The following is an 18,689-nucleotide window of genomic DNA, read 5'->3' as shown; positions in this document are numbered from 1 at the left end:
GCGTTGATTTGCAATAGGAACGAGCTCCGAACATGCGCTAAGTGTATGTTGCGCCGCGGGAGGGCATAACGCCCCCCTCCGCAGCGCTCCACCCTACTCTTGCTTTGCGCTATCCGCAGTCTGCAGGGCTTTTAATTCTTCCGGGGGCAAAGCGTTAAGTATTTCTATGGCATGGTGATAACCTTCGTCCCGAATATGCTCGTAGGCTTTCCAGGAAGCAAAACCAAACCTTTGTACGTTAGGGTTAAAATGAACGTCGAGGTATTGGATGGTCTCTTTACGCCGCGCCGTGCTGTACAAAAGAGAAGATTTAGTAATAATGCTGGTCATGGAAGGCATTTTGTACTTTTTGTTTTTCCGCCGGAATTTATCCTTCAGTACCTGCCAAGAGCTTGGCGCCTCATCAAAATCAAGCTTATAGTCTTTGCTGAGCAGAAAGTCCACGCCAATGACTGATCCCGCGCCCATTTTGCGCATTACGTCTACCGGGAAGTTATTGAAGTTCCCACCGTCCACAAGCAGGTCATCCCCCAGAGGTACTGGCGGGAATACCCCGGGAACGGCTCCGGATGCAGTAAGCAGCCTGACCGCCGAACCGCGGGTAAAGACTTCCTCCCTGGCTTTGCTCAGATTGCTGACCACCACGTGGAGCGGGATCCAGGAATCAGCCAGGTCCACATCCGGGTAGCCGGTCAGGCACTCAATAGCCTGGCTGATCATATCCCGGAAACGCCTGCCTTTGATCAGTGAAATCAACGGCAGCAGGTTTAAATCTTTGGTAGGGTTATGTAATGCAGCTCTTTTAAGGCATTTGTCGGTCTGCTCATAATTGCGGTCAAAAGAAATTACCGCAGCCAGCATAGCGCCCGCGCTGGTCCCTCCCACGATATCTACCGGCACGTTCTGTTCTTGTAAAGCCCGGTACACACCAATGTGCGCGAAGCCTTTTGCGCCTCCGCCCGCCAGCGTCAGGCCAATCGCACTGCCACATATACTGCGTGCCAGCCGTGGGATATCACGGGGGTTATCCTGACGAATGTGGAAGTGGCGGTCGAGCCAGGGCCGCTGATCCAGCCAGCGCACCGTCCCTCTTGGAAATGGAGCCCCAACCGGATGCTGCAGCACCAATATCTTAGGCGCCATGCTTGATGAAAAGGCGGCTTCCATTTGTTGTTCCAATGGCGTCAGGGCGAAATCCGCTGAGAAGTGCGCCCACAGCAAAATCTGATCAGATTGCCGCATACATCTCAGGATCCAATCCTTGCGGTCAGGCTTTCCCGTATAAAGGAGAAAATCATGCGCCGCTTCCTGCTCATCCAACCAATGCCCAACCCGCTCAGAAGCCAGATCAAGGGATTCTTCACTGTTGGTACCCAGTGCCTGACGGACCATATCTTCTGTTATCACCTCCACGTCCCCTACTTTTTCCAGGGCACCTTGCAGTTGACCAAGGTAGGCCTCAAAGTCTTCATGCTGATGAAGGGCAAGCAAAAACAGGGTAGCCGGGCGTTTCACCTGATTCTGGCGTTCATCATCCCGACGCAGCCGCTTGATGATGCGCTTCGTGATCCGGTGGCCTAACTGGGGGAAACGATGAAGTGTTTGGAAATAAGCTTCCGCTGATACTTTGATAAGAACGCTGTCCCGTATAGCAAGCACGCTGGCCATTCGGGGCTCCTCTGAATGCACAGCTATTTCCCCCACTACTTCGCCACTTGCCACCTCTCCAAGTACCTCATTGGGGGTTTCCTCGCAGCTGGTACTGCGCAAGGCCAGTAACCGGCCCCGAACCAGAAAAAATACAGCGTCCCCCTCATCTCCCTGCTGAAAGAGATAGTCACTACCGTGCAACTTAACCCATTGAATGTGCGGCTTCAGGTAATCAAGCAGGGCCTGGTCAAACTCTCCGAATATCTCACTAAGCCCCTTTTGCAGCAGGTATACATCTTCTTTTTTCGTAGCAAAAACCATGAGCAATCGATTTAGTCAAATTAATAGTCAACCTTCACTGCAGGTAGCATAAAGACGTAAAACAGGTATAACCTGTACGCCTCTGAATGCGTCAGATTCGGTGTTTTCAAGGGTAGGAATCAGACAAAAAATCGATTCGGAAGCCCCGTGCTAAAAGATACCCGGGTGCTTTCCGTTACTCAGTCGCTTAATGCGATGTGATGTGCAATATAAAGAAATTTGCATTAATAAAATAGTGAGCTACTGCAAACCGAACCAGGGATCAGAGGCCGCTTTTTGACCAAAAGGCCACCGCTTCGGCAGCAAAGAAGCGGAGACTGCCATACCCGTCAATAATTTGCCGGGACCATCAAAAACCTATCCTATTTTTTAAATCCAACCTAAGGTAGGAGTATATTTGGCGTGACCAATCAAAGTAAAATCTATGAATTTAAGTCAGGCTGCAGCCCAGATACTCCGGCAGGCAGAACGCTACCTCCCCCACCTGACCCCCCGTCAGTATACGGAACAACCCCCATTGCTACAAGACAGCTCTATAGGCCAGCATACCCGTCATTACATAGAGTTTTTTGAGTGCCTGATTGCGCAGAGTCAACAGCCTGGCGGAGAAATTGATTACAGCAAACGGCAGCGGTCGCCCGAAGTTGAGACCCATCCCGGGCAGGCGCTAAAGCGCATCGACCATATCTGTGACCAATTGCAACAATTGGAGCAGGCGCGCCCCTTGCAGCTCCAGTGCCGTGATTTGCAGCAAACACAAGTACCCTTCACCGTAGCTACCAACCTAGAGCGCGAATTGGTCTACAATATTGAGCATACCATCCACCACCTGGCTATCATTAAAATCGGGCTCGCCATAGTAGCGCCCAACCTCAAACTCCCTGAAGCGTTCGGCACCGCGCCCTCCACTGTAGCACACCGGGCCAGCCGGTAATAGTGGCGATCAAAATTAACATGCTTATCCGGCCAAAATTGAACCTAAATCCACACCGTGCATTTACAAGATATATTGCTTATATTAGAGCGCGTTAGGATTTCACCCTTTGGGCTGTATTTGCCAAATTTCGCCCTGTACTTCGTTGCTCTCCCGTCTGCCAAAGTCTTGTACGGTCGCCGGTGCCCAAAGCCCACAGGCGACGAGACACGGGCAGGTCGGTTGCGTAGCTTTGGCTATGTGATTCAAAAGCAAACTCCCAACATGGTCTTAAAAAGCTGACCCCCCTGACACTGCAAAATGCACAATGATGTCTGACTCTTTACCTATCCCACCCAACGAAGACGAGCGCCTAAAGGCACTGGAGTCTTACCATATCATGGATACTCTTGCCGAAAAGGATTTTGATAACCTGACCCGTATTGCCTCACATATCTTTAAGGCCCCCATCGCATTAATCACCCTGCTTGATGACAAACGGCAGTGGTTTAAATCCAAAGTCGGGCTGGACATAGAGGGCACACCCAGGGAGGTTTCATTTTGTCAGTACGCCATCGTGGACGGGAAAACCCTAATCATCCAGGATGCTCAACAGGATGAGCGCTTTGAGCATAACCCGCTCGTGACCGGCAACCCCAACATCCGTTTTTATGCGGGCCACCCCATTACCAACCGGGAAGGGCTCAGTCTGGGCACTCTGTGCGTCATTGACGACAAGCCTCGGGAAGTAACTCCGGAGCAAATCGACTTGCTGCAAGGACTTGCCGAGACCGCTATGAGCCTTATCGATTGCCGTAAGGTCAACTATCGCCTGCATATTTACAAACGCTTTTTTGATGAATCGCTCAATCTGATGTGTATCGTGGATATGCAGGGGATCTGCCAGGAGGTCAATCCATTTTTTACTAAAAAGCTAGGCTGGCAAAGAGCCGAAGTGCTTTCCACGCCATTAATGGAATACTTCCACCCCGATGATCAAGAGCGGGCCTATGAGCAGCTGGCCAAACTCAACAAAGGCATCCCGACTGTTGAATTTGAAAGCCGCCTGCGCCAAAAAGATGGGTCTTACATCTGGGTACAGTGGAATTGCCAGCCGGACCCCGCTGCCGGTCAGATGTTCGCCATCGCGTATGACATCACCCCGCTCAAGGAGAAAAATGCTGCGCTGCACAAAGCGATCCACCATAAGGATATCTTCCTGTCCAACATGAGCCACGAAATCAGGACGCCCATGAATGCCATTATTGGTTTTTCTGACCTTATGGAGCGTACCAAACTGGATGATACGCAGAAAGAATACCTCGACGCCATCTCAGTAGCGGGCAACAATCTACTCGTTATCATCAATGATATCCTCGACCTTTCAAAGATTGAGGCCGGTAAGATTGACCTGGAATCGAAACCCCTTAAACTACGGAAAGTCCTGCAGGACGCCCTCAGGCTCAGCCAGTCTAATGCGGAGGAGAAGGGGGTCCGCCTCAAGGCAAGTATCGATATGAACGCCCCGGAATACATCCTGGGAGACCCCACCCGCCTGCACCAAATCCTGGTCAACCTCATCTCTAACGCGGTGAAGTTTACCCAGGAAGGGTCGGTATCGGTAGAACTAGAAGTTGAAGATATAGATGACGAACAAGCCAGCCTGTGCTTTAAGGTTTCCGACACGGGTATTGGCATTTCTGAAACCGACATCAAGCGGATTTTCAATCGCTTTGAGCAAGCCGAACAACCCAGGGAGGTACTTTTTGGCGGGACCGGACTGGGGCTGAGCATTGTAAAAATGCTCGTAGAACTGTATGCAGGGCGCATTGAAGTACAAAGTAAACTCGGTGAAGGCACTACTTTCAGGTGTTACCTCAACCTGCCTGTAGCAAAGGCACCAAAAAATCAAACGTCTACTATGAATACCTCATCAGAATTGAAACTGGCAGGCGTCAAAATCCTGCTGGCAGAAGACAATAAGCTCAATCAAAAGCTCGGTGCGTTTGCGCTGAAAAACAACGGTGCTCTTGTGGATTTTGCAGAAGACGGTGAAGCTGCAGTCGAAATGGCTAAAGCCAATACCTACGATATCATACTCATGGACCTGCAGATGCCGAAGATGAATGGCTATGAGGCAACAGCACAAATCAGGAAAGCCCTGAAGGTGGAGACGCCAATTATTGCCTGCACGGCCCACTCACTCGTGGGCGAACGGTCTAAATGCATTGATGCTGGTATGAATGACTACATCTCAAAGCCCTACACTGAAGCAGTGCTGGTTCAGTGCATTCAAGACATGCTGCTTGATGCCGGTTAATCCAGAGTATGCGCAGGGATAGACAACAGGGGCATGTTGCAGTGGTAGGACATTTCCTTGGCATGACTGTACCGCAGGAGCTCCTGAAAGAAGTTCCGTTTATGGGTAACCATCACCAGCACGTCTACCTTATGTGTTTCCATATATTGGGTTAGCCCCTCCCGGATATCCGTGCTTTGCAGCACTTCGAACTCAATATTAGGATACGCAGGAAGTTTGGCCTTGAATTCCTCCATTTCATGCCGGTAGCCCTCTGTATGGGAAAGGTCTACATTCAAACAGTGTATTTTGGCGTTAAAAGCCCGGCATAGCTCTGCTATTTGCTCAAAGGCCTGAACTTCTTCATCCTGATAATTTACAGCAAAAGCGATATCATCGATTTTACCATCGAACTCTGCCTTTTCAGGAATAGCCAGAACCGGGCAGTTGCCATTTTCCAAGACTTCCCCGGCTACACTGCCTATGAAAATTTCTTTTAATCCACGCGCACCGGTCGTGCCCATCACAATCATGTCCACCTTTTCCTCATTGGCCACCTGAAGCACAGTTTCCACGGTACGCCCAGATTTCAGCAAATGCTGTACGCTGAGGGACTCGAAGCCCTCCTTACGCTGAATATTACGAAGGACGGGGATGGAGTCCTTAAAATTCTCGAATTCGTCCAGGTCATAACTTTCGTAAAATTCAGAAAGCGTATGTGGCAGCCCTCCACCTCTGACCTCCGGTTTTTGGTAGACGTGCAGCGTGATGAGCTCAGCGCCCATGTTGTCTGCAATGTGCAAAGCATAGATAAAGGCACGTTCTGCTGCCGCAGAAAGGTCAGTAGGGAAAAGGATTTTTTTCATGTCAAGTTGGTTTCTTTTGCGTCAGGACAAGCCTCGGTGACCCAGCCCCGTCCGTGAGGAGGAAATATAGGAGTACAGACCGAAAATTAGTGAATTTCGGAAAGTTGATTGCGATAAATCACGGAAAATTTCAGATTACGCTAAATCTTCAGCAACGATTTGATCTCTTCTACTTCAAGTACCTGACCACTTGCCACCACCCGCTCGCCAATTTGTAGCGCAGGAATAGCCGTAATGCCCAAGTCCATCATCTCCTGTATATCAGAAACTTCTTCTATCCTTACTGTCATCCCCAACTCATGAGCCGCTTTCTGCATATTCGCATGCAGGTGCCGCGAAAGGTTGCAGCCAAGCCCAAAAAGTCGTATTTCTGTATTAGTCATGGCGTTCAGTTTGCCTGAGCTGGTAAATTCACGGAGTTATTTAGAACCAATTTACTGCATAGCAAAATAGCGTGTGTAGCTCTTTCCACCGTTCAAAATTGGGGCTATCCCATCATAGTTCTGCTGACTTTTGTCAGCCTCCTTTCTGATTTTTCTCAAAAAAGGGACTATCTTGAGTGACACAGCCAACGATACCATAAATAAATTATGTTCCCGATTGTTCTGGCCTATGAAAGTGACTTTTGTCACCCCTGCCTGTTTCACTAGGCTCTATGGCCAACCAAATATTACAGATTGTATGTTAAAACCTATCCTGATATTGACCGGCCTGTTACTAAGCGCCTGCCTGGGTTTTGCTCAAAATGAAGAAACCGTGCGCACCATACCGCCCGAAGCCATACAGCTCTATCCTACACTCGAAGACATGCATGGGTATGCCATAGGGCAATACAAAGATTACCTGCTGGTTTTTGGCGGCAGCATCCGCTCCAAGGTCTCTGAACAGGACTACCGGGATTTCCCTAACCTGGATATTCTTTTGATCGACTTCAACGAAAAACGCGCAAGTGCCTACACCAATAGCAGCTTCGAAGGGAGCCTGGGCGAACAGATCAGCGCAACGGGGCTATCCTATTATCAGGACAAAGGCTTGCTCTACTTACTTGGGGGCTATGGGTATAGCGAAACCCATCAACAGTTTATTTCCTTCCCCTATATTACCGTTATTGATGTGCGGCAAACCGTCCTGGCACTGCTCAACGGTACAGACCCTATTGCCAGCTTTTACCAATTGTGCGATGACCGGATGGCTATTTTCAATGCAGAAATGGATTTCAACGGGGATGAGTTCTTTTTGCTCAACGGCAAATCCGCCTACAAAACCCGCCCATTCTCGAATAATCCGCAGTATGTGGAAGAAAAGTTTGACGAGGAAGTACGTACTTTCAAAATGATTAAAGACGGGAAAGAATGGTATTTGGAAAAATTCCAGACCTGGTACGACCTCGAAGCCTTTCAGGATCTTTACGGCACCCTTATTCCAGAGCGCATTGAACAGCAATTGCAACAGATACAACGCTCCGGAAATTTAAATCAGTGACAATAGTCATCCGCCCCACTGAGCGAAGTCATTTAGCCCTCCGAAGAACCCCCTTACATTTGTAGTGTAAGCAGAAGAGTTGATAGAGATCAATTCGAAGCTAACATGGTCAATTGGGTGTTCAATCAATTTTTGCCGGAGTCACGTAAGTTTTTTGAGACGAAACGATCAACCCGGCTATACAGCCGCACTGCTAAATGTCAGTGCGGCTGTTTTTTTTATTTCTGCTTCACATAAGATTCCACCCCTTTCCCGGAGAGTTCCGACTTTAAGGCCTTTGCCTCGCCAAGCCCGTCAAAACGGTTTACCAAAGCAACCGCATACCGGCCCCGGTCAAAAAGCTCTACCGTGGCACCTGAGTATCCCATACCTTTTAGCTTTTTCACCATATCCTCTGCGTTATTCCGGTACTTGAAGGTGCCAGCCAGCACCATATATTGCCCACTGGCTACGGATGCATAATCGGTCTCCGCTTTGCCGGTGGTGCTCGTGCTACGGCTGCCGGAAGAAGTAGACAACTCATCCGTCGCATCTTCATACGCAGGTCGGGGATCCTCAGACCCGGTTTGCCCGTCCTCGCCGGAATAATCGCCTGCATCATCCGAAGCGGCCTCCCCATCCTTGTAGTAACCATCATCAAAGGTGGCTGTGGAATCTTCGGGGTAATACGCATCGTCTTCGTAGGTGCTTTCCTGTTCTGCAGGCGTTTGGTCTGCGGTAGTCGCTTCATCCGGCCCGTTGCCAAGCAGGTTGGTCGTCATGTAAATCAGATAGACGAGCGCGGCTACGCAAACGGCTACAATCGCAATAGTGACATAATCAAGTCTTGACATGGTAACAGTTGTTATGTTTGGTGATGAAAATAGCTATTTTTTACTAATCCGGCGCTAAGTTCACTTTTTAGCGCGCTTTGTGCAATCCCTAAGCGCCTGTTCGGAGGGATTTTAAGGCCAACCTTGTTCCGACCTTGTTTTTTTTTATTTTTCGACTACTTAGTTTGACTTTTAAACTAAGAGTCGTTATGTTTGTAGTGCAATAGATAGTTTAATAACAAAACTAAGTATGTTTTTACTGGGATACAGCCCGGAAAAACACAGATTTTCTATTGCCCCTGGGGATTTTTTTCATCCTTAAAAACTTTCAAGATGGGTTACTCAAGATGGTCGAGTGATGCCTACCGGCATCTCCGGGCAAGTTATGCCAACAAGTCAAGAGACGATATTTTTCAGGCCAACCGCCACCGGCGGATGAATGCCGCCGTGAACCCGTACGGGATTCGCGTCCGGGAAAGCCGGGATTCGCAACGGCACCCTAATTCCTTAGCCATTGGTGTTTTCCTCGATGTGACGGGCTCGATGGGCCGTATACCGGAGCAGCTCGTGCGCTACAAACTGGGCGCGCTTATGAATACGCTAATTGCCCACGGCGTTGAGAGTCCACACATCATGTTCTCTGCCATTGGCGACCACCTCTCTGATCAGGCTCCTCTGCAGGCCGGGCAGTTTGAGGCAGGAGCGGATGAGCTGAGCGACGGACTGTCCAAACTGTGGCTGGAAGGTGGAGGCGGTGGTCAAATGCAGGAGTCCTACCTCCTCGCCTGGCTGCTGGCGGGCCGGCATACCTCCATCGACTGCTTTGAAAAGCGGGGCCAGAAGGGTTTCCTCTTCACCGTAGGGGACGAAGCCAGTTGGGAGCGCTTATCGCCCGAACAGGTACAACACATCATGGGATACCGTCCCCAGCATACGCTTGATGCAGCGACCCTACTCCGGGAAGCCCAGCGGATGTACCATGTTTTCCACATCCACATCAACGAAACCGGCTACCGCAACCACCCCGAAGTGATCGGCTTCTGGAAAAGCCTGCTGGGGGAGCGCGCCCTGATCCTAAATGATCACAATGCCTTGGCCGAGCTCATCGCCGCCACGGTAGCTGTAGTCAGTGGGCACCCATTTGAGCAAACGATGGAAGGCTTCGAGCCAGCCGCCGCACAACAGGTATCTCAGGCGTTAGCTCCGGGCACAGGCTGGAACAAGCGCTCTTCTAACACTACAATCCTTCCATTATGAGCACACAGATTGTCATTGGGCTGGGCTACGGCGACGAAGGCAAGGGCCTGGCCACCGATTATCTGAGCCACCGGGCGGCGCACCCCGTTGTGGTGCGCTTCTCGGGTGGCCATCAGGCAGGGCATACGGTAGTAGGCCCCAAAGGAGAGCGGCATGTATTCTCGGGCATTGGTGCGGGCACTTTTCAGGGTGCGCCTACCTTTTGGAGCCGGTACTGCACGTTTTCGCCCCCTGCCCTTCTGAGCGAGTATCAGGCATTTTCAAAGCTGGGCTATCCGCCCCGTATTTTTGTGGATACGCTATGCCCGGTTACCACGCCTTACGATATCGCGTATAATCAGCTACTTGAGCGCAGTCAGCGGCATGGCAGTTGCGGAGTGGGCTTTGGCGCTACCGTTGCGCGGCACTCGGAAACGCCCTACCGGCTCATTGCGCAGGACCTGGCCTACCCGGTGGTGGTGCAGCAAAAACTCAAAGCCATTGAGCAGTACTACGTGCGCAAAGCCAATGGGCTGTTGTCGGCAGAGGACTGGAAAGAGGAGGTCATGGCGTGGCAGGAACAGCTGCCGGCTGTGCTAAAACGTATCCACCTCACCTCAGAATCCCGGTTTTTTGAGCGGTACGAAGGAGCCGACTTCATCTTTGAGGGCAGTCAGGGCATTCTGCTGGATATGGACCACGGGTTTTTCCCGAATGTCACCCGGGCCCACACCACCTCCCGCAATGCACAAGCTATTATAAGGCGTAACGGGCTACCAGAGCCGGAAGTGTTTTGCATCACCCGGGCTTACCAAACCCGGCACGGCAATGGTTTGCTGAGCAATGAAGGCATTCCTGGGGGCCTGAGCCCAAACCCCAAAGAGACCAATCAGGAAAACGAATGGCAGGGGCCGCTACGCTACGGCACGCTGGATGTCGACCTGTTGCGCTATGCCCTTCAGTCTGAGGCCAACTACTCCGCCGGGCAAAAACGGCACCTGTTCCTCACCTGCCTGGACCAGTTGCAAGGGCCGCTACAGGCTACCCTTGGCGGCAAACGGCATGCTTACCAGACACCGGACTTAATCGCCCGCCTTCTCCCAGGCATTACCGGCATCGTTTACCAGAGCTACTCCGATGACGGGCAGCAGGTCAAAGGCGCTACTTTTACGGCAAAGGCCATAGGCAAATAATTATCTTTGCGCGGACCATAATCCGAAACCTATGACACTAAGGGAATTTTTTGACGTACTGACCAACGATCCGACTTATGTACTGGTTTACCTGTCCATCATACCGGTCATGGCCTTTGTGGCCGGGCTGACGGGCCAGGACAAAGGGCACGAAGCACCGTGGAAATACCTTTACTCCACGCTGATTTACTTCATTTGTGTGCCGGGTATTTTTTCTATCACCGTCTCGGTCTATCAGTTTCTCTTTGAACGGCGCAGCATCTGGGACGCGGATGTATTTGTGCAGGTCCTGCCCATTATTTCCATGGTCGTCACCCTGCTCATCATCCGGCGCAACGTCAATCTGGACTACATTCCGGGATTCGACAAGCTGGGCGGGCTGGTGATGATCATCGCGTCCACGCTCATCATTATGTGGTTCATAGACCGGATGCGGATCATTGTGTTTTCGTACCTGCGCTTTGAGTATGTTATCTTTTTCTTTGTTGGCCTGCTACTGGTCATCCGATTCGGGTGGAAGCGGGCGTTTGGTAGCGCATGACCCGAATGACATTACACCCTCAGACGGCAGTCCTCTTTATCATGAAAACGGTTAAATTAGTAGTGGGGCAAAAATAAAATGCACAACTTTTAAAGCTTTTGCTCCAACATCATTCAAAACCTGCCCTTTGGTTGGTTTTATACGACGTTGGAACAAAACCAGTTGTGCATTTCATTTTTCGAGTAGCCCTCAGGAAGGTAAAGCCATCATAATGACCAGGGACCTGCCGGTATTGCTGTACACTGCCATTTGTCTGGCTGCCCTGTTTGGGTTTAGCAACCAGGCTTCCGCCCAATTGGGGGGCCCCAGGTTTATCAACTATGGCGTAGGCGAAGGGTTATCGCAGAGCACGGTCCTTTCGGTATACCAGGATAACTATGGTTTCATCTGGCTGGGTACCCGGGACGGGCTCAACCGTTTTGACGGTTATGCTTTTGAGGTATTCCGGCAACAACCTGGTGATAGTACCACCCTAAGCAACAACCTCATCAATGATATCACCGGAGACCCTCTCGGCAACATTTGGATCGCCACACAGGGCGGGGTTAGCCGCTATTTGATCAATCAATCGGGGTTCCGGAACTACACTTTTCCCGATCTTTCTCATCAGGAGACCCGCTGCTTGTGGATTGGCCCTGAAAATCAGCTCTATGCCGGCACTAATGATGGCCTCTTCCGCTTTGATCCGGAAAAGGATGCCTTTGAACAGCCCAATACCCCTCTGGCCAGAGCTGTGGGAGAGCGTTACGTCACCAAAATCTTCGCCGACCGGCAAGACAGGTTATGGGTGGGAACCACGAGCGGCTTGTTCTGCCAGCTGCCTGATCAGCAAACCATCATTACTTATACTCCAAATGCCCAAAGCCCGGCGCGCCAAATCAGCAACGAGCGGGTAGAGGACATCATACAAGCTGCCGATGGCACGCTTTGGGTGGCCACCTACGGCGGTGGGGTATGCGCCTACGATCAGAATGGCCAACTGACCGCCCACTATGATGATAGCCCGGACTCAGAAGTGCGCCTCTCCAATGCCTTTGTGCGCTGCCTCGAAGCCACCCCCGATCAAAAGCTATGGATTGGCACCTTCCAGGGGCTCAACATACTGGACACCAGGGCTTCCTCCATACAGCAAATTTTGCAGGACAGCCGCTCCAGCAGCGGGCTGAGCCACGGCTCCGTGCGAGCTCTCCTGCAAGACCGGAAAGGCGCCATCTGGGTGGGCACCTACTTTGGCGGAGTGGACTATTTCGATCCGGGCAATCAGCGTTTTCAGCATTATACCCACCTGCCTGAATTGGATTACAGCCTGAGTTTTAACGTAGTCAGCGCTTTTGCCGAAGCTCCAGACGGTCAATACTATGTAGCGACGGAAAGAGGCGGGCTCAACCTGTTCGACCCTCAAACCCGGCGGTTCCAGCGGCTGCGGGGCCAATCCGGGCATGAACTCAGAAGCATGACCATCAAATCGCTCTATGCCGCTCCGGACGGGCAGCTGTGGGTCGGCACCTTTAAAGGCGGGCTCCATACCTATCATGCTACAACCAACCGGTTTACCCCTCACTTTGGTGCCGAAAACCCAAACCTCCCTACCCTTTCCGGTGCCATTGTAAATGCTATAGCTCCGGCAGGTGCCTACCTTTGGATTGGCACGGATAAACACGGTGGGCTGCATAAGTTTGACCCGCAATCTGGACAGTACGTAGACTACCCCATGCGCGAAGCACTGCATCAGCACCTGTTGAATGTAAATGTTAAAGCCATTTATGCTGATCAACTGGGCAACCTCTGGCTGTCCACTTTTGGGCAGGGCCTGGTGCTGTTTAATGAACAAACCGGCCGTATTACTACTTTTGAGTACCTGCCCGGAGACCGTAACAGCCTGCCGCGCAATGATGTCACCCATGTGCTGGAAGACCAGCAGGGACAAATCTGGGTGGCTACCAAGGGAGGGGGCATCAGCCGCTTTGACCGGCAACGCCAACAATTCCAGAACTATGACACCCGGCACGGCTTGCAAAACAATACTGTGCTGGGGCTCCTGGAAGACCAGCAGGGGCAGATCTGGGCCAGCACCATCAATGGCATTAGCCGGTGGAACAATGAGGCCCAACGCTTCAGAAACTACAGCTACACCAACGGCTTCCCGCTGGAAGAGCTCAACGAGGGGGCGTACTTCGCCGCCTCCAACGGGCAGCTTTTTTTTGGGGGCAGCAACGGGTTTGTCACCTTCGACCCCGCTACGCTGACCGACAACACCTACGTCCCACCGGTATATCTAACCGCGCTCAAGCTGTTCAACAAAGATGTAGCTCCGGGCGACGACACCCGCCTGCTGAACGCCAGCATGCTGCAAACCGATGAACTGCAGCTGCGCTATTTTCAGTCCATCATTACCCTCGAATTTACAGCCCTCAACTTTTTGCGTCCGGAGCAAAACCGTTACCAATACAAGCTTGAAGGGCTGGAGGATAATTGGAACGAGGTCGGCAACCAACGATCGGCCACCTACACCAACCTCAAGGAAGGCACCTACACCTTCCTGGTCAAAGGAGCCAACAACGATGGGCTATGGAACCCGGAGCCCACCCAACTGAAGATCACTGTGGAAGCCCCGCCCTGGCGCACCTGGTGGGCCATTCTGCTGTACAGCCTGGTCATTCTGCTGGGCATCTACCTGCTCCGCTACCTCAACCTGCGCAGTGCCCGCCTCAAAAACGAAATCCGCATCAAAGAGCTGGAAAAAGAAAAACTGGAGGAGGTCCATCAGCTTAAACTTCAGTCGTTTACTGATGTCTCCCATGAGTTCCGGACCCCGCTCACGCTCATCATTGACCCGCTGGAGCAGGTGCTGGATCAATACAAAGCAGAAGACTGGCTGGGGCAACAGTTGCGCCTCATGCACTTCAATGCCCGCCGCCTGCTCCTGCTGGTCAATCAGGTGCTAGACATCAACGCCCTCGAGACCGGCAAAGTAGGATTGCGAAAAGAGCCTGTCCCGCTTGGGCAAATGACCAAACACATCTGCGATACCTTTCGGGGGCAGGCCGCCAAGCATCAGCTTGAGCTCTATTTTGCAGATGAACTGCCGGAAGCCTGGTACGAAGCCGACAAAGACAAGCTCGAAAAAATCATTTATAACCTCATCTCCAATGCCATCAAGTTTAACAAGCCGGGTGGGCAGGTGCGGGTGGCGCTATCGCAAAAACCAGATATTGGCAAGGTTCAACTGACCGTTGCCGATACGGGTCAGGGCATTGCCCCGGAAGTGCGCGAGAAAGTCTTCGAACGCTTCTACAAAAGCGAACAGACCAAAGGCACCGGTATTGGCTTATCGCTAACCAAGTCGCTGGTGGAAGCCATGAACGGCTCCATCAAGCTCCGAAGCCAACCGGATTCAGGCACCATTTTTACCGTGCTACTGCCGCTTAACCCCATAGGGCAGGCAGACGAAGCAGTCGCATCCGCTTTCGTGAAGCCGCTGCCGGTGGAGTACCAACTCAGCGTAGATGAGCCTGAAGCTGCTCCGGACAACAACAGCAGCAGCAAGCTTCACCTTCTCATTGTGGAAGACGACCCCGACCTGCGCCGTTACCTGCGGGACAACCTTTCGGGAGCTTACAAAATCACGACTGCCAAAAACGGGCGCAGCGGGTTGGAAAAAGCCCGGACTCACACCCCTGATTTCATCCTTTCTGACATCATGATGCCCGAAATGGACGGTATAGAGATGTGCCGGGCGCTGAAAACCGATCCCGAATACTGCCACATCCCCATCCTGCTGCTTACCGCAAAGGGAGAAGATACCGATCGTGTACACGCCCTGGAAACCGGTGCCGATGATTACCTGGCCAAACCTTTCATCATGAGGGAACTGCGCAGCCGCATCCAAAACCGGCTAAAAATGCGTGACCTCCTCCGGCGGCGCTACAGCCACGGGCCGGATTTACAAACCGAAGCGCTGCAGCTCAACAGCTACGACGAGGAGCTTCTTCAACGGGTGCAGGCAGCAGTAGAAACTCACCTCGATGACCCGGACTGGAGTGTGGAAGCACTGGCTGAAGCGGTAAACCTCAGCAGGGTACACCTCTACCGCAAGCTGAAGGGGCTGCTCGATGTATCTCCGAGTACCTTTATCCGCAACATCCGGCTGAAACATGCCGCCCAACTGCTTGCCCAGAACAAAGTCAACGTGAGCGAAGTCGCCTACCGGGTCGGGTTTCAGGACCCCGCCTATTTCGGTAAAAGCTTCAAGAAACAGTACGGCCTCAGCCCCTCTCAATACGCCAAACAAGCCGGGAAGTAACCCCGTCACCTGCCTTTTGTAACGCTTTTACGCACACAGGCAACGTATTCACCCCTCCCTGTAACCTCAGTGCCATTCTCCTATTGCTGCCGGGCATACATTTGTATCAACTCAAAACAGGAGAAGGATGAGCTCAGATAAAAACGACCTGGATGAAAAGTTGAGATTCAACGCCGTAGTGGAAGTGCTCGTCACGCTATTGATCCTGGCTGCCGCATTACTGATCCTAAACGCCTTGTAAGCAATGAAATACCTATTCCTAATCTTGATGCCTTTATTGGCAGGGGCTGCCCTGAGTGCCCAAACCGGCACCGTTTTTGGCATCGTCACAGATGCTGCCACCGGCGAGACGCTGCCCGGGGCTACCGTTATGGCCATGAGCAACGGCCGGGGCACGGTTACCGAATTAACTGGTGAATACCGCCTGCCCAATCTGCCTGCGGGTACTCAGCAACTTCAGGTTTCCTACATCGGTTACCAAACAGATACCCTTGAAGTGGACGTTCCTGCCGGTGGAACGGTGAATGCTAATGTAAAGCTACTCCTTAATGCCACCGTGCTGGGAGAAGTCGTCGTGCGCGGCCAACTGGAAGGGCAAAAGAAAGCGCTCAACCAACAGCGCTCTGCCGACAATATCATCAACGTTATATCAGCAGACCTCATCGGGCGGTTCCCAGACCTCAACGTGGCAGAAGCCCTGCAACGTGTGCCCGGTGTGAATATCAGCCGCTCCCGGGGCGAAGGCTCCACGGTTTCGCTGCGGGGAACGCCTACGCACTTTACCACCATCAACATTAATGGCGAGCAATTGCCTTCTACACAGAGCGATGGCTCCCGAAATGAATCGCTCGACCTCATCCCGGCTGATCAGCTGGCTTCCATGGAGATTACCAAAGCCATCACGCCCGATATGGATGGGGATGCCATCGGCGGTACCGTCAACCTGCGTACCCCAACCGCTACAGGCATGGACCTCAAGCTGAAAGCCGAAGCCGGCGGGGGCTACAACAGTATGTCCCAAAGCTACAACGGCATCGGGCGCTTCAAGGCGGGACGGCGCTTCTGGAAGGATGAAGAACTGGGGACCGGCCGATTCGGTGCCCTCATCGGACTGAGCTACTTCGAAACCGATAACGAATCTGACGAACTGGAAGCCGTTTGGTCGCCATTCGGTGATACGCCTGTGCTCGGCCTGGGCCGGGACACCGTTGTAATCGAAAATCATCAGGTGTCCGACCTGGTCAATCAACGGACACGTATGGGCGCTACCCTCACCCTGGACTACAAATTTTCGCCCAATTCTGACATCATCTTCAACTTCATGTACTCCCGCCGGGGCGATACCGATGAGCGGAATCGCCTTCGTACCTTCCTCAACGAATCTGCAGGAGTCACCTGGGTCTCCCTGGATACGATTCGCGGAGCAGAGCTGCGCCGGGATATCCGCCTGGCGGAATCTTTTTCTGAGAACCTGTCCTACAACCTGCAGGGACAGCACAAATTTGGCCGCGGCACAATAGACTGGGGGCTCTACCACGCTGATAGCCGGCGGGTGGAAGATGCCCTTATTGGCCGTTTCGAGCGGGGGGAGCAAAGCCGGGTCGACCTCTATACCCTTAACCCCTCTGGCATTTACACCGACTTCGCTCGATTCCGGACCCTCGGTAGCGAACAGGGGTTCTTTGACCCCTTCCTGATTACGGACATCAACCGGTATGAGCGGTCAGCCCTCAACATCAATGCCACCAACAGTGTAGCCAAAATCAATTATGAGCTGCCTTATCAAATTGGTTCCTATCAGGCCACCTTCAAGACCGGAGTGAAATACCGGCGGCAGACCAATGTCAAGTCTTTTGACAGCGATGTCAACAACTTCTCAGACCCCAACCGGGTACTCGATCAGTCTGAAGGCTTTGCCAGCGTCATCAGTGATTTTGAGGATGAGAACTTCCTGGACGGCAATGTACGTTTCGGCCCCGGTATAGACCCCGGGAAATACCGGGATTTTGTGGACCGTAATGACAACCTGTTTGTCTTCGACCCTATCCGGTCCAACCGTAACTCCTTCAATGCTTCCTACGAAGCTTCCGAGGACATCATCGCCGGCTATGCCATGACCCGCATTCAGTTCCGGAACCTCATGGTGCTCGGCGGGCTGCGGTACGAAACCAATGAGGTCAATTACGATGCCTTCTCTGTCAATAATATTACCGGAGATGCCACTCCCATTACCGATGGGACGAATTACAGCTTTTTGCTGCCCAATATCCACCTGAAGTACAGCCTCGGCAAATTCACCAATCTAAGGGCTGCCGCGACCTGGAGCTACGCACGCGCCAACTTCGACGACATTGTTCCCTTCCTGAATATTGATGAGGAAGGCTCCCGCATACAAGCCGGCAACCCCGATCTGCGCCCGGGCTCAGCCATCAACCTGGACCTGCTGGCCGAGCGTTACCTGGGCAACGTGGGCATTATTTCCGGTGGCCTGTTTTATAAGCAAATCGATGATTTCCAATTTAGCCGCAACCTGCGCTTTTTGCGACCGGGGGATCCCTTCTACGATGAGTTCCCGGGCTTCCAGTTCCGGCAGGAGCAAAACGGGGAAACCGCAGTCGTGTACGGTTTTGAGATGAACGTACAGGCCGCGTTATCATTCCTGCCCAAACCACTGGACGGGTTGGGGCTCTTTTTCAACTATACCTTCACCGAATCGGATGCCTTTACCAGCGACCGGGACAACATCAGCCTGCCCGGACAGGCGACGCATACCTGGAATGCTGCCCTGAGCTACGACTACAAGCAGTTTTCTGTAAAAGGGTCTCTGAACTACAACGGTACCTTCCTGAACACCGTAGCCGGGGAAGCCCGCAACGACCTGGTACAGGAGGGGCGCCTGCAGGTTGACCTGAATGGCTCCGTAGCCGTTACCGACCGCATCACCCTGTTTGGGGAGTTCCTGAATGTGACCAATGCCCCCGTGATTGTCTATCAGGGCATACGAGAGCGCATTGCGCAGTATGAAGTCGTAGGCTGGTGGAACCGCTTCGGCCTTTCTTACAGATTATAATAA

General features: G+C 52.3%; 12 protein-coding genes. 8 read left to right on the top strand and 4 right to left on the bottom strand.

The annotated features are described in order from the left end of the window. Positions 1-93 precede the first annotated feature (93 nt). Entirely contained in the window at positions 94-1,971 is a 1,878-nt protein-coding gene (locus tag RIC19_RS22225) for a patatin-like phospholipase family protein (protein WP_350180573.1), read from the bottom strand. A 424-nt stretch (positions 1,972-2,395) separates the two neighbouring features. On the opposite strand from RIC19_RS22225, the gene RIC19_RS22220 reads away from it, so the two are divergent. Continuing rightward, a complete protein-coding gene (locus tag RIC19_RS22220) occupies positions 2,396-2,905 on the top strand; it encodes a DinB family protein (RefSeq protein WP_350180572.1) in 510 nt (169 codons plus the stop codon). 310 nt (positions 2,906-3,215) lie between these two features. Further along, on the top strand, positions 3,216-5,204 hold the full coding sequence (locus RIC19_RS22215; RefSeq protein WP_350180571.1) for a GAF domain-containing hybrid sensor histidine kinase/response regulator: 1,989 nt from the start codon (positions 3,216-3,218) through the stop codon (positions 5,202-5,204). On the opposite strand, the gene RIC19_RS22210 is transcribed toward RIC19_RS22215, so the two are convergent. After that, positions 5,201-6,049 carry a universal stress protein gene (locus tag RIC19_RS22210; protein WP_350180570.1) on the bottom strand — a complete coding sequence of 283 codons (849 nt, stop codon included), beginning with the start codon at positions 6,047-6,049 and terminating at the stop codon, positions 5,201-5,203. The two genes, RIC19_RS22215 and RIC19_RS22210, sit on opposite strands and share 4 nt — an antisense overlap. A gap of 140 nt (positions 6,050-6,189) precedes the next feature. Then, positions 6,190-6,432 carry a thioredoxin family protein gene (locus RIC19_RS22205; RefSeq protein ID WP_350180569.1) on the bottom strand — a complete coding sequence of 81 codons (243 nt, stop codon included), beginning with the start codon at positions 6,430-6,432 and terminating at the stop codon, positions 6,190-6,192. A gap of 298 nt (positions 6,433-6,730) precedes the next feature. On the opposite strand from RIC19_RS22205, the gene RIC19_RS22200 reads away from it, so the two are divergent. Beyond that, positions 6,731-7,531, top strand: a complete 801-nt coding sequence (locus tag RIC19_RS22200) for a hypothetical protein (protein ID WP_350180568.1) — start codon at positions 6,731-6,733, stop codon at positions 7,529-7,531. A gap of 218 nt (positions 7,532-7,749) precedes the next feature. Here the strand turns inward: RIC19_RS22200 and RIC19_RS22195 are convergent, their stop codons facing one another. Beyond that, a complete protein-coding gene (locus RIC19_RS22195) occupies positions 7,750-8,364 on the bottom strand; it encodes an SPOR domain-containing protein (RefSeq protein WP_350180567.1) in 615 nt (204 codons plus the stop codon). Between the two features lie 312 nt (positions 8,365-8,676). Between RIC19_RS22195 and RIC19_RS22190 the strand changes: the two genes are divergently transcribed. The 5 genes from RIC19_RS22190 to RIC19_RS22170 all read left to right on the top strand — a co-directional run bounded on the left by RIC19_RS22190 (position 8,677) and on the right by RIC19_RS22170 (position 18,686). Beyond that, positions 8,677-9,600, top strand: a complete 924-nt coding sequence (locus tag RIC19_RS22190; RefSeq protein ID WP_350180566.1) for a hypothetical protein — start codon at positions 8,677-8,679, stop codon at positions 9,598-9,600. Beyond that, complete coding sequence (locus tag RIC19_RS22185; RefSeq protein ID WP_350180565.1) at positions 9,597-10,772, top strand: adenylosuccinate synthetase; 1,176 nt, start codon at positions 9,597-9,599, stop codon at positions 10,770-10,772. The genes RIC19_RS22190 and RIC19_RS22185 overlap by 4 nt, the downstream gene beginning before the upstream one ends. 31 nt (positions 10,773-10,803) lie before the next feature. Beyond that, positions 10,804-11,313: a hypothetical protein gene (locus tag RIC19_RS22180; protein ID WP_044219486.1), complete on the top strand. Its 510-nt coding sequence runs from the start codon at positions 10,804-10,806 to the stop codon at positions 11,311-11,313. 211 nt (positions 11,314-11,524) lie between these two features. Next, positions 11,525-15,616 carry a hybrid sensor histidine kinase/response regulator transcription factor gene (locus tag RIC19_RS22175; protein ID WP_350180564.1) on the top strand — a complete coding sequence of 1,364 codons (4,092 nt, stop codon included), beginning with the start codon at positions 11,525-11,527 and terminating at the stop codon, positions 15,614-15,616. A 244-nt stretch (positions 15,617-15,860) separates the two neighbouring features. Then, entirely contained in the window at positions 15,861-18,686 is a 2,826-nt protein-coding gene (locus tag RIC19_RS22170) for a TonB-dependent receptor (RefSeq protein ID WP_350180563.1), read from the top strand. The last annotated feature ends 3 nt before the right edge of the window (positions 18,687-18,689 follow it).

The sequence above is a fragment of the Phaeodactylibacter sp. genome (assembly GCF_040219495.1).
In the GTDB taxonomy this organism is placed as follows: domain Bacteria; phylum Bacteroidota; class Bacteroidia; order Chitinophagales; family Saprospiraceae; genus Phaeodactylibacter.
This window is presented reverse-complemented; position numbering and strand designations above follow the sequence as displayed.